9 protein-coding genes are annotated in these 13400 nt (G+C 55.9%); 3 read left to right on the top strand and 6 right to left on the bottom strand.

Features of this window, described 5'->3' with window-relative positions; genetic code table 11:
• Positions 1-27: 27 nt before the first annotated feature.
• The 6 genes from recC to NF683_RS00420 all read right to left on the bottom strand — a co-directional run bounded on the left by recC (position 28) and on the right by NF683_RS00420 (position 9123).
• Positions 28-3654 carry an exodeoxyribonuclease V subunit gamma gene (gene recC, locus NF683_RS00445; RefSeq protein WP_253920979.1) on the bottom strand — a complete coding sequence of 1209 codons (3627 nt, stop codon included), beginning with the start codon at positions 3652-3654 and terminating at the stop codon, positions 28-30.
• Positions 3655-3816: 162 nt separating this feature from the next.
• The gene (locus tag NF683_RS00440; protein WP_089039420.1) at positions 3817-4704 is read right to left on the bottom strand and encodes a carbon-nitrogen hydrolase family protein; all 888 of its coding nucleotides are present in this window, start codon (positions 4702-4704) and stop codon (positions 3817-3819) included.
• Complete coding sequence (locus tag NF683_RS00435; protein ID WP_253920978.1) at positions 4704-6200, bottom strand: M81 family metallopeptidase; 1497 nt, start codon at positions 6198-6200, stop codon at positions 4704-4706. Before NF683_RS00435 ends, NF683_RS00440 begins: the two co-directional genes overlap by 1 nt.
• A gap of 40 nt (positions 6201-6240) precedes the next feature.
• Positions 6241-7539, bottom strand: coding sequence for a TRAP transporter large permease (locus NF683_RS00430; protein ID WP_089039418.1), 1299 nt, complete (start codon positions 7537-7539; stop codon positions 6241-6243).
• 1 nt (position 7540) lies between these two features.
• A complete protein-coding gene (locus tag NF683_RS00425; protein WP_089039417.1) occupies positions 7541-8092 on the bottom strand; it encodes a TRAP transporter small permease subunit in 552 nt (183 codons plus the stop codon).
• A 23-nt stretch (positions 8093-8115) separates the two neighbouring features.
• On the bottom strand, positions 8116-9123 hold the full coding sequence (locus NF683_RS00420; RefSeq protein WP_253920977.1) for a TRAP transporter substrate-binding protein: 1008 nt from the start codon (positions 9121-9123) through the stop codon (positions 8116-8118).
• 116 nt (positions 9124-9239) lie between these two features.
• Between NF683_RS00420 and NF683_RS00415 the strand changes: the two genes are divergently transcribed.
• From NF683_RS00415 to chrA, 3 genes are all read left to right on the top strand, one after another.
• Positions 9240-10136 (top strand): LysR family transcriptional regulator, encoded by an 897-nt coding sequence (locus NF683_RS00415; RefSeq protein WP_089039415.1) that lies wholly within the window; start codon positions 9240-9242, stop codon positions 10134-10136.
• Positions 10137-10280: 144 nt separating this feature from the next.
• A complete protein-coding gene (gene ilvD / locus NF683_RS00410) occupies positions 10281-11957 on the top strand; it encodes a dihydroxy-acid dehydratase (RefSeq protein WP_089039414.1) in 1677 nt (558 codons plus the stop codon).
• Positions 11958-12197: 240 nt separating this feature from the next.
• Positions 12198-13391 (top strand): chromate efflux transporter, encoded by a 1194-nt coding sequence (gene chrA, locus NF683_RS00405; protein ID WP_089039413.1) that lies wholly within the window; start codon positions 12198-12200, stop codon positions 13389-13391.
• Positions 13392-13400 lie beyond the last annotated feature (9 nt).

Below are 13400 nucleotides of genomic sequence, written 5' to 3'. Positions count from 1 at the left end.
TAGGGGCTAGACGAGGCGCTTAACGCATTACGATGCCGCTTTCTTCGCGTTATCTTTGTTCCCATTATCTTTCTTCGCATTACCTTTCACGGCGTTGAACAGCGGGGCGTACAGCGCTTCCGTGAGTTCGGCAAAGGTGTGCTCTTCGTTGGCGGTGCGGTCGAAAAACAGCCGCTCGAAGCGGTGCCATTGGTGGCCGAGGTAAGGGCTTTGATCGGCTTCGCCGGTGGTTTTAAATCCGCTCTCATAGACTTTTTCGGCCGCGGCGTAGGCGTCGCTTTCCCTGCCTTTTTCAATCGCAATGTCAGGTGTGCCCAGTTTTGTCAGCCACGCAAAGGCAGCCTGGGGGGCTAGTGGAAGCGGCACTTCCAGACCGTGTTGCCAGGCGCTTAGTTGGGTTTCCAGGTGGGCGCGGGCGGTGTCGGCAGCGATAGGCTCCAGGGTGATATTGCCTGCTTTGGAAAGCAGTTGGGTGGTCATCGGGCCGCTGAGGTTACCCGCTAGGTGGGCAACCCAGTGGCGTAGCAGCAGATGCCACTGGTACTTGCTGTTCTTGACCAGGCTACTGCTGAGTAATAACAGGCGGCAGCGGTTGCCCACATCATCCTGGCGTAGCTCGCCCAGCCAATCTTCCAACGTAATACCGTTACTACCTTCCAGGTGAATGGCTGCTGGGTCACCTAGCGCAATCGGCCAAGCGCCCAGGGCTTCTTCGTAGTCGCTGAACAGAGCTTCCATGGGTTCTGCTAAGGCATTGCGCATGCGCTCGCCAAAGGCACCCATGGCCAATACGCCTTGGCCCTGAAAACGCTCAAGGGCTGTGTGCAGTGCTTCAATGCGTGGCTCGCCGCGATCAATGGCGTGGCGCTGGGCGGCGATCAGTTGGTCTTGCAGCTGCCAGTTTTGCAGGCCATCCAGGGCGAACGGTTCTTCGTCCAGCTCGGCAATCGCTTCCTGCTCGAAATACACCCCCAGCCGGGTATTGAAGAAGGCGCGTATCGGCTCGCGCAGGAATTGACCTAACTGGCCAAGCGTCAGGCTGGTCGGGATGTTTTCCGGTGGGGAAAGTGTCGGTTGGGCAGCTTGAGGTGTGCGCGGTGCGTGCACCTCGCGCCATTCATGTGCATAGGTAAACAGTCGCGAGGCTTGCGGGTTGCTAGCAAAATAAGCGCGGCTAAACGGCTGCAGCGGGTGCTCGGTAGTTAGCGCTTCCAGCAGCGGCGTGCCGTTCTCGATTTGCCAGCCTGCTTCCAGGTGGTCACGCAGTTGGCCGACCAGTACCGAAGGCGGTAGCGGGGTGTTGTCGATTTGGCTTCTGCCTACCCAGCTTATGTAGAGCTGGTCGCGGGCGGAGAGCAGCGCTTCCAAAAACAGGTAGCGGTCATCTTCCCGACGGGAACGGTCACCGGGGCGGTAGTCGCTACCCATCAAATCAAAATCTAGCGGTGGCTGAGAGCGGGGATACTCACCGTCGTTCATGCCCAGCAGGCACACGCGCTTAAACGGAATGGCGCGCATGGGCATTAGCGTGGCGAAGTTGACTGCACCGGCTAGAAAGCGCTGGGAAAGGCTGTGTTCATCAATCTGTGCCAGCCAGTGTTCGCGCACCATGGAGAGCGGCAGCGGTTCGGTTAACTGGGCTTCCTCGCTGCTTTCCAGCATTTGCTGCAAACCGTTTTCCAGCTTGGTGAGCATTACGCTTTCTTGGGCGTCGTCGGTCAGGAAGAAGGTTTCCAGCAGTGTGCGTAGTCGCGCTACCCAGTTGGCCGCATCGGTGGGCTGGCAGAAGGTTTCCCAGGTCTCTTCGAGCTTTTCCAACAAGGTGGCTAACGGCCCGGCAAGGCCCGCTTCCAGCCCGCCGATATCGTCAAACGGCTCGATTCCTTGCCAAGCGTGGCCTTCGCCCACGGTGTAGCCCAGCAGCAAGCGGCGCAGGCCAAACGCCCAGGTGTTTTGGCTTAACCCGCCGGGTAGCTCAAGCGTCTGGCGCTGCTTGGCATTCAGCCCCCAACGAATGCCTGCACCCTCCATCCAGCGCTCGAGTACCGGTAGGTCGCGCTCTTCCAGCCCAAAGCGCTGGCGCAGAGCGGGTACATCGAGCAGATCCAGTAAGTCGCTGACCGAAAGGCGCAGCTCAGGTAGGCGCAGCAGCTTTTCCAGGGCAATCATTAGTGGCAGGCGGTGGCGGCTGGCTTGGTCGGAAAGCGTATAGGGAATATGTCGTGGGTCGTCGTTTGGTAGTTGGCCAAACACTGCGGCGATATGCGGCGCGTAGCGGTCGATATCTGGCACCATGACGATAATATCCCGCGGGCGCAGGTCGGGGTCGGCGCTAAAGGCGGCCAGCAACTGGTCGTGGAGAATCTCAACTTCCCGCTGAGGGCCATGGGCAATATGAAACACCATGGAGTCATCGGCCGAGCTTAGCGCCGGCCAGTGGGTTTGGGTTTCCGCCACGGGGCGCAGCTCGCGAATATCATCTTGCAGTTGGCTGAGCAGGCAGTCGCGATCAACACCGTTAAACGGCTCGAACATATCAATGCGTAGCGCTTGCTGCTCAAACAGGGTTTGGTAGTTGCCCGAATCGTCGTGTTCATCCAGCAGGCGCAGGTAGTCGCGGCCCTGCTTGCCCCAGGCGGCGAGTAGCGGCTGGGCGTGCAGGTGCAGGGCATCGTCGGCGTCGCCAGTGCCCAGTACATCCAACGCTTCGGGCATGCCGGTTTTACGCCGCTGGCGGTAGCGGTTGGCGCGCAGTAAATCTTTGTGCTCGATGATATCTGCCCAGTAGAACTGGCAGGGGTTGTGCACACACAGCACGATTTGGCAGCAGCGAGAGAGCGCCGCCAGGGCTTCCAGGGTTTGTTGGGGCAGCGATGAAATACCAAAAATAATCAGCCGCCGAGGCAAACCGCGTGGGCAGGGCTGGCCTTCCAGCTGTTCAGTCGCTTTCAAAAAGCGCCGATGCACCTGGGCACGGCTACTGTTGATGCCTGCATCACCTTGGGTGGCGGCAACATCTTCGCGCAGAATACGCCATAGCGCGGGCTGCCAGCGCTGGTGCTCTTCCAGCGGGCGGGGCTCGCCCCGAGCGGTAATTAGCACGTCATCACCGTTGGCCCAGGCATCCAGCCAGTCAGCGCGGTAGACCTGATACTGGTCGAACAAATCCGCCAGCCGTTCGGCCAGTTGGTAGTGCTTGCGCTGGTCGCGGTCGACTTCCAAGAACTGCGCCAGCGGCGCGAACACTTCTTGCCCCGCTAGCGTGGGCAGTAGGCGCAGTAGCCGCCATACCAAGCGCGATTTATCAAACGGCGAGGTTTCAGGCACCGCGTCGCCATCTTGATCAACATGGGTGAGCACCGTGCGGTAGGCCTGCCATAGAAACCGCGCAGGCAGCATGACATCCAGCGCGGCGGCGATGCCTGCGCCGCCATTCTCTGGGTCTTCCGCCAACGCTAACTTTAACCACTGCCCAATACCGTTGCTCTGCACCAGAATGGTCTCGTTTTCCAACGGTCCCAACGGGTGCAGGCGCATCCACTGCACCGCCAGCCCGCGCAAGTCTTCCAGGCGGTTAGCGTGCACCACCATAAAGCCAGGGGTAAGCGACGTTGGCGAGAATGGCGTTGGTGAGCAGTGTGAATTGGCAGACATGCGGTGGTGTTCCTTCACGGCATTAGGCATTGGGAATAGCGCGTAGCGCTATGGTGCCATAAGTTAAGTTTTGAAGCTTAACCGCCTCGATGTTTCCTGCCCGAGTCTGAACTGCAGCGTTGACTTTGTTGCTTGGTTGTTTAGTTTTGCTGTGAAGCTAGCCTATTTAGCAACACCGGCTATCGCGCTATAAAGCTCTGGTCGACGATCATTCAGGATGCCGGTGGCCATTCTATATTCAGCGATTTCATCTAACGCCAGACTGGCGCGTAAAATGCCTGTCTGTTCGTGATCCAGGGCAGCGAGGATGCTGCCATCGGGGCGCGCTACTAAGCTGCGCCCCATAAACTGCATCCCTCCGTGCCGTCCAACTCGGTTGCAACTAACAAAGAAGAGCCCGTTCTCTTGCGCTCGGGTGTAGGCACGATGGCGGAAGGTATCAGTGTCTTCAAGGGGCACGTTGGCGTGACGAAATGATGCCCAAATATTCGTTACCACTTCCGCTCCGCCAAGGGCTAGACAACGAGTAACCTCAGGAAAGCGAATGTCATAGCAGACTTGCATGCCGATGCGTGCTGCTGGGATATCGCAGACTGGCATACTGCGGCCTGGTGTGAAGTAGAGCTTTTCGTTATGCCATAGATGGGTCTTGGCGTAACAAGCCTGAATGCCTCCGGGGCCCAGTAGTAAGGAGGCATTATAAAGTTTGCCGGATTGAGTAGCTGAGCGCAGAGCGAGCCCTATCACGATATGACAGTCGTAGTGGGCGCAGACAGCCGATAGCGTCTTGATTAACGCACCATCGTGATTGGCAGCAGCGTTATACAGCTGCTTGGCATACTCAGTATGGGATATGGCGCCTGAAGGGAAACCCTCTCCAGGAGCCAAAGGCTCCACATAACCAGTGTTACACAGCTCTGGAAAGACGATTAGTCCAGCACCATTTTTGGCTTCAGAGGTGGCGGTTTCGATCAACTGCTCGCCATTACCTATCGGTGCCAGAGGGGCGAAGTCCAGTTGTGCAAGGCTGACTTCAAGTTTGCGGCTCATCAGTTCTCCGTCTTGACAGAGATGGTTGGGTGCTCCACGAAAGGATACACGCTTCGAGTGTCCAAACGTTCATAAGGCAGTGTCGTTAGGTCGGCTGGCCCGTAATCTGGCGTGTCCACGATCAGAATCTCTTCTGCTAGATCTTGATAGACCTGGCGAAAGTGGGTCTTTGAGCGCAGCACGATGATGTCGTAGTCCCGCGGATTCTGATCAAAGACAGTGAAAGCATCCTCATCGACGCCGAAGGCTGGACGGCTGATCACACTGACGAGGATACCGCCAATGCGCAGCAGTGCTGATAGCCCAAGGTTGACGTAGCTGCCCTGGAGCATGGCGCCGGAGATATAGTAACTCTTGGGTTCGGCTTGCAGTACCTCGCATTCTACCGTCAGGCGAGGACCTGCCCGACGTGAACTATGTGCTCCTAGGGTCAATGTAGTGGTCGCACCGATACCAGCGGCAGCGGCTATCTCAGCTGCTTGAGGGTCCCATAGGAAAGGTACGGCAGTATGCTGAGCATTACGGCGGATCAAGGCATCGAGCAGGTAGGTAGAGTCGCTCATTCTATCGGCATGTTCCAGCAGCACAATCGGCTTGCTAACCCGGGGGGCTGTTTCCAAGGCATGGTTGACTGCCTCGTCAAGGCTAAAGATATGCTCGGGTCTGTAGAGCTCATGGCGGTCTTGCCAGATACGTTCGCAGAGTGAGGTGGCAATGGTGTTGGCGCGCTCGGCGTTGGCATCGGTGACTGCCATGACCGAGAAGCCAGTATTGGTGGCATCGGCATAGGAGAACCCCGCCATAAGAGAAATGTCGAGATAGCTATCTGACTCATGTTCTAGGCGTCGTGCTTCAGCAAGAATTTTAGCTAGTGGATTTAACTGGGTGGCACTGAAAATACTGGGCGTCAGAACGCCGGGTTTGACCAGACGGCAGGTGGGCGAGAGCTTGCCCTGAAGTGTGAGGGTCATGCAGTTCGCAGTGCGCCGACCGGTATCGCCCATATCGGTATGCGGTGATTTTTGATAGGCGAAAGCAGCATCGCAGGCGCGGATGCTGTCGGCATCTAGATTGCCATGGTAGTCGAAACCCACCATAATTCGCACCCTTTCACCGACAGTACGGCGTACTGACTCGATGATGAAACGCTCTGGGTCTTCGTAACCGGGTGCCCAGGCCGCGCCGTGCAGATGGAGCAGCACGCCGTCTAGATCATCAATGTCGGCTAGTCCCTTGCAGATCTCTGCTGTGTAGCGCTCGATTACATCATTCGAGACTCTTCCCAGCGCCCCCAGGTAGGCGTAAACCAATGGGACTGTTGTTGCGCCGCGTGCCTGACAAATATCAAGGAAACCTCCGATAACCGTGTTGGTATCGGTGAGTCCTGTGACAACCTTTGCTCCACGCAGAACCCCTTCTTCGAAATCGGCATAGTGGACAGTGTTCGGCAGGAAGCTAACCGATTCGATATGAAACCCGGCGATGGCGATCTTCATAAGACAGTTCCTTTCATTGTTTGTGTGGTGATGTGTGGCATCACAGTAGGTTGGGCAGGAAGAGCACGATGCCTGGGAAAGCGATGAGTAAACACATCACCAGTACCATGATGAAGAAGAAGGGAAGAGAGCCTCGGATGGTGCGCGACATGCCTCTCTCGCCAGCGACCTGGTTGATGATGAAAAGGTTGAGGCCTACTGGGGGAGTGATTAGGCTCATTTCGATGAACAGCGCCATCATCACCCCGAACCAGATAGGGTCAAAACCAAGGCTCATCATCAGCGGATAGATGATTGGGAAGGTCAAAAAGAACATGCTTGTGCCTTCTATCAGACAGCCCAATACGATGAATAGCAGGCCGACGATCAAGGCAATGTGCCAAGGCTCCATTTCCAACGCGAGAATCATTTGACTGATCTGTTGAGGCACCATCATGAAGGACAGAGCGGTCGAGATTATATGGGCGCCGATCATCATTAGAGCGATCATGCAGGTGGTGCGAATCGACATCACTGCTGCTTCGTGAATCGTGCTCAGGCTTAGTCGTCGTTCCAGAGCTAGGATCAATAGTGCGCCCATGGATCCGACTGCTGCGGATTCGGTGGGAGTGGCAAAGCCAGTATAGATAGAACCAAGTACTGCCCCGATCAGAGTAAGTGGAGCAATGAGCAATTTCATCGCTGCCAGGGTTTGCCCCCAGGATAGCTTGTCGCGGTCAGTATTCTTCGGTGGGTGGCGTAACGAGAGAAGTGCTACGTAGGCCATAAAGGCGAGCACGAGGATCAAAGCAGGGACCAGACCAGCGATGAAAAGGGTGCTGATGGATTGTCCGGCGAAGCTACCATAAAGGATGAAGAGAATGCTGGGGGGAATCATTGTGGCTAGCGTGCCTCCCGCCGCGAGCGAGCCGTAAATCAGGCTCCGGTCGTACCCCCTGTCTCTTAATTCATTAACGGCCAGAGTTCCCATGGTGGCGGCTCCAGCCAGGCTTGATCCCGAGCAGGCACCAAAAATCGCACAAGATGTGATATTGGTTTGTACCAAACCGCCCGGTAGCCGTGACATCAAAGGGGACAGCCCCTGGTAGATCTTGGTCGCAATATTCCCCTTGAGTAGTAAGCTACCCATGAAGATAAACAAGGGGATCGCCGCTAAAACAAAATCATTGACGACTTCATATTGAATGGTCTCGACAATACGGAAAAGACTGGCGGGAAGAAAGAAGTAGAACAGTGCCAACCCCAGTCCTGCCAAGCCGATAGATATCCAAATGCCGCTGAGCAGCACCAGTGCCAATATTGCCAAGGCAAGGGTTAGGTTGAAGAAGGAGAGTTCCATGCTAGCCTCCCTTGGCAAGCGTGGTGGTGGTGCTGGGCAGCAGCCGCAGGATGCTACGACTGAGATGGGCCATCAGTTCGATTAGCAGTAAGGCATAGCCAGGCACGAGAAATAGGCGTGGAACCCATAGTGGGGTGCGGGTCATTGTTTGAGCACGCTCACCACTGCTTAAGCTCTTGGTGAAGAGTTCCATGGCATGCCAAGCGAGAATAACGATGATGCCAATAGCTACTAGGGTGACTACGAATTCAAGAAGGGCCGCTGCCTGGTTAGGGAGTCGCTGAATCAGCAGCTCGACGCGGATGTGGCCCTTGGTTCGGAAGGTATCGGCTAAGCCCATAAAGGACAGAGCAACGAACAGATAGCCTACGTACTCCTCGACAAAGAAGAGACTGCTGGTAAAGGGGAGTGCTCGGGCCAGTGTATTCACACTGACTAGCAACATCATCATTATGATGGCGATAACGGCTAGCTCACGACCAATGCCTGAGGTCAGGCGAGACACCCTGTCGAGCAGGGTGTCGATCCTCCGTAAGGCGCGGATAAAGTGCATTACTTTAGCCCTCCTGGGGTCGCCTACTGTAGGCCTTGTTCATAGATTGAAAATGCTTGTTGTCCGAGCTCTCCTGTCTCCTCTAGCCACTCATCGCGGATTGGTTGGGTGCGTGTGCGAAATTCTTCCAGCGTATCGGCATCTAGTCCGCTTACGGTGATGCCATACTGTTCGATGGAATCAGTGAGGATGCGCATTGTGCCAATGTCTCGATCGACCTGAATCCGCTCATTGATCAGGTTTGCTTCCTCACGAACGATCTCTTGGAGATCTTCGGGAAGTGCTTCCATGGCGTCTTGGTTCACAAAAGTGAATTCCACCGGATAAGACCAGTTCCACCAAGTGTTGTTATCGACTACTTCATAAACACGAGCAGCACGGGCACCGTCCATGCCGGTTAGAGCACCATCGATGGTACCCCGTTGCAATGACGTGTAGAGCTCGCCGAAGGCCACGGTGCTGGGTTCGCCACCGAGAAGACGGATCATCTCGCCGCTCTCATGACCAAAAACACGGATCTTCTGACCCTGCATTGCTTCAATACTGTTGAGTGGCTGATTGGCATGGATCGCTGAGCCACTGATAACAAAGCCGGTCGTTAGCTCAGCGTTGTACTTGTCGGCGAAGATTTGCCGGTAATAAGGATCCTCTAACTCGGCGTAGGCCGCTTTGGCCTGTTCCAGGTTATCGAACAAAAAGGGCAGCCCGAGGAAGGCAATGGAAGGCTCCATTGAGCTTACATAAACATCGGCAGTGTTGCCCATTTGGACGACACCATCCCGCACAGCTGACAGGATTTCCGCACCACTGAAGGGGTGCTGGCCATAGGAGAGAAAGTTGATTTTCAGGCGGCCGTCGCTACGCTCGCTAATGTTGTTGGCAAGCTCCTGATAAAGCGCCATATAGGAAATTGCTGGAGTTAGCGGCGAGACGAGCGTCCACTCATGGGTTTCCTGAGCCTGAGAGGTGGATGAGGCCCCCGCTAGCATTGCAGAGGTGAGAATGAGCAGGGAGAAACGTTTCGTGTGCATCGCAGATTACCTCGTTGGGTTGTTATTTTTTTAACGGTAGTACTGATAAAGATTGGCACAGCTTTCTTGATATTATAAATTGAATAATATCCATTATTGATAACAAAAAGGCATTAATGCTGCGAATCTCCGATCTTCAGGCTTTTGTTATGGTGGCCGACCTCAGTTCCTTTCATGCGGCGGCTGATCAACTCAATATTACCCAACCGGCCTTGAGTCGACGTATTCACAAGCTGGAGGAGATGATTGGCGTGATGCTGTTCACCCGAACAACACGTCAGGTTCATCTAACTGCGGCAGGGCGCAATTTTCTTGAGCGGGCTCGTAAAATTGTCATCGACACCGAAGAGAGTTTGGCGAGTCTGCGCGGAGCTTCTTCAGACCGACGTGAACTGATACGTATTGGCTGTTTGCCATCGCTGGGTATGAAGCTGATTCCACCGGTTCTGGACGAGTTCCTCAAGCGCTACCCGTTCGTCGCTCTCAGGGTATTGGACATGAATGCTATCGAATTAGTCGAAGAGGTGGCGAGAGGTACGCTAGATCTTGGTATCGGAATGTACACTGCCTCCAATCCCAATGTGCAGTTCAATTCGTTGGCTCGAGAGGCACTAGGAGTTGTCTGTCATCAGAATCATCCAGTAGCTACATGTGATGCGCTGCGTTGGCGGGATTTGCGCGACTATCCAATGGCCTCGAATATCCAGCAGAGTGGCAATTGGCTGAAAATCCAACGCGCCCTTGAAGATGAGGCCATCCAACTTAATTGGTTTCACCAAGTTCGATCGATGCTTGGGGCCGTAATGACGGTGCAGAGTGGTGATGGTTTGGCGGTCGTGCCGCGCTCCGCTGTTGACGTGCTGGGCATTCCTGGCTTGGTGTTTCGAGAGGTTGCCGAACCCACCATTCACCGTGACATTGGTGTGTTGACTCCGAGTACTTCAATGCAGACGATTTATGTACGCGAGTTCGTAGCCAAAATAGAGGAGCACATGAGCTCACTTAATTGGTAGCGAGGCGGGAATTGGTAGAGGGGTGCAAAATTTATTCACGTTGTCCTCTGACGGGTATTTTGCCTTGCACAAGAGACAAGCCGCCGCCAAGCTATGCGAATACCGTGCGTAACGCGATGTGAGTCAAGCAAAGAGGAATTCCCCATGACCGAGCCTACTACGAATACCCGCCGCCATTCAGCCCAGGTGGTGGATGGCCCTGGCAAGGCGGCCAGCCGTGCAATGCTGCGGGCGGTGGGGTTTAACGACGATGACTTTACCAAGCCCCAGGTGGGCGTTGCCTCTACCTGGAGTATGGTGACCCCGTGCAATAGCCACATCGGTGAGCTGGCAGAGTTCGCCCGTGACGGTGCCGACGCGGCGGGTGGTAAAGGAGTGATCTTTAATACCATCACTATTTCCGATGGCATTGCTAACGGCACCGAAGGCATGAAGTACTCGCTGGTTTCCCGCGAGGTGATTGCCGATTCCATTGAAACCGTGGCGGGCTGTGAAGGCTTTGATGGATTAGTGGCCATTGGCGGCTGTGACAAAAATATGCCGGGTTGCGTGATGGGCTTGGCACGGCTGAATCGCCCCAGCGTGTTTGTGTATGGCGGCACCATTATGCCCGGTAAAGGCCATACCGATATCGTGTCGGTATTTGAGGCGATGGGCGCCCACTCCCGTGGTGATATTGATCTGATCGAGCTCAAAAACATCGAAGAAACCGCGATTCCTGGCCCGGGTTCCTGTGGCGGTATGTACACGGCCAATACGATGGCATCTGCCATTGAAGCATTGGGTATGAGCCTGCCGGGTAGCTCGGCGCAGAACGCCATTTCCCAAGATAAGCGCGATGACTGTAAAGCGGCAGGCGAGGCCGTGCTGGCACTGCTGGCCAGTGACATCAAGCCTTCTGACATCATGACCCGCGAAGCGTTTGAGAATGCGATTACCGTGGTGATTGCGCTGGGTGGCTCTACCAATGCGGTACTGCATTTGATTGGCATGGCGCGCACCATTGGCGTGGAACTGACCCTTGCCGACTTCACCGAGATCGGCAAGCGCGTACCGGTGGTCGCTGACCTGCGTCCCAGCGGCCACTATATGATGAGCGAGCTGGTGGCGATTGGCGGCATTCAGCCGTTGATGAAAATTCTGCTGGATGCTGGGCTACTGCACGGCGACTGCTTAACAGTGACCGGTAAAACGCTGGCCGAAAACCTGGAAGATGTTGAGCCTTATCCTATGGATCAACAGATTATTGCGCCGCTGGGTAACCCGCTTAAAGCTGAAAGCCATCTGCGTATTCTGTTTGGCAACCTGGCGCCGGAAGGTGCAGTGGCCAAAATTACTGGTAAAGAAGGGACGCGCTTTAGCGGTTCGGCGCGGGTGTTTGGCTCTGAAGAAGAGGCCCAGGCGCGCATTAACGACGGTACCGTGGTGGCGGGCGATGTCGTAGTGATTCGCTATGAAGGCCCGAAAGGCGGCCCCGGCATGCGCGAAATGCTTACGCCAACGTCTGCGATTATGGGGCGTGGCCTGGGTAATGATGTGGCGTTGATTACCGATGGGCGCTTCTCCGGTGGCAGCCATGGCTTTGTTGTCGGGCACGTATCACCGGAAGCCTTCGATGGCGGCCCGTTGGCGCTGGTACAGGATGGTGATGCCATCACTATTGATGCTGAAGCCGACACCATTGAAGTGGACATCAGCGATGAAGAAATGATGCGCCGCCGCGCCGCCTGGCAGCAGCCAGAACCGCGCTACCGCAAAGGCGTGCTGGCGAAGTATGCCAAGCTGGTCAGCTCTGCCAGTACCGGTGCAGTAACCGACTAACCTGCATATCAATAAGTGAAGGTGCCTGTATCAGCCCGCGGGTGCCTCATTCGCTCGTGCCTCGCGAGATTCGTTACCACGCGCTACTTAAATCATTGAATAGGAAGATTTTGTAGCGCGGTGTAAGCGTCAGCGCACCTGCGTTGATGAAGTCCCTGCGGATGATCGTGCACACTGTCATCACTGTGTCAGCTTTAATCAGTAGATTAGGTCTTTTGTCCACACGGGGAAGCTTACGCTATGGCTGAAAAGCACCATCTGAACGAGCGGGTAAGCGAAGTATTTTGGGCGTTTTTAGCCTTGGGGCTGACCTCGTTTGGCGGGCCGGTGGCGCACCTGGGCTATTTTCGTACGGCCTTTGTGGAGCGCCGCCAGTGGTTAAGCGAAAGCGCCTACGCGGATCTTGTGGCGCTGTGCCAATTTTTGCCGGGGCCAGCCAGTAGCCAAGTGGGCTTTGCTTTGGGATTAATGCGCGCTGGGCCTTGGGGGGCGGCCATGGCGTGGCTAGCATTCACACTGCCTTCCGCCATAGTACTGGTGCTGTTCGCGTTTGGCGCGGCAGTTCTGGATGGCCCGATTGCCAGCGGCATTATTCATGGCTTAAAAGTTGTCGCAGTGGCTATTGTGGCTCACGCGGTGTGGGGCATGGCGCGCAACCTTTGCCCCGATAAAACCCGGGTGGGGATTGCGCTGGCGGCTGTGTTTGTAGTGGTGATGGTCAGCGGGCCGCTGGGGCAGGTCGCTGCGATTGTGCTAGGCGGTATAGCGGGGTTGGCACTGTGCCGTATGGTTGCCGCTGCTACGCCCAGTGAACCACTGCAGTTTCCGGTATCCCGCCGTGCAGGCTCGGTGGCGTTGGGGCTGTTCGCTGCGCTGCTGATGCTACTGCCGCTAATGGCAGGCAGCGCTGGGTGGCTAACGGTGGCAGATGCGTTTTATCGTTCTGGTGCGCTGGTATTTGGCGGTGGGCATGTGGTGCTGCCGCTGCTGGAAGCGGAAGTGGTGCAATCCGGCTGGGTTAGCGCAGATGAGTTTTTGGCAGGCTATGGGGCTGCCCAGGCGGTGCCAGGGCCGTTATTCACCTTTGCTGCCTACTTAGGCGCGCTACTACCCGGTATGAATGGCGTGGTTGGCGCGCTGCTGGCGTTGTTGGCGATCTTTATTCCTGGCTTTTTACTGTTGGTGGGCGTGTTGCCCTTTTGGAATCATTTTCGCCGCTGGCAGAGCGCTCAGGCGTTGATGCGCGGCGCTAACGCGGCAGTGGTGGGTATTTTAGGCGCGGCGCTTTATCAGCCGGTATGGACCAGCGCGATTATCGGGCCTTATGAATTTGTTTTGGCGCTGACGGGCTTTTTACTGCTGACCGTCTGGAAGCTACCGGCGTGGATTGTGGTGATCGTCATCGCCTTGGGTGGGGTAGTGATCACGCTGTAGCATCACTAC

Origin of the sequence: Halomonas sp. MS1, assembly GCF_024182575.1 — a bacterium.
GTDB lineage: Bacteria > Pseudomonadota > Gammaproteobacteria > Pseudomonadales > Halomonadaceae > Vreelandella.
The sequence above is the reverse complement of the archived record's forward strand: the minus strand, read 5'-3'. Positions and strand labels throughout refer to the sequence as shown.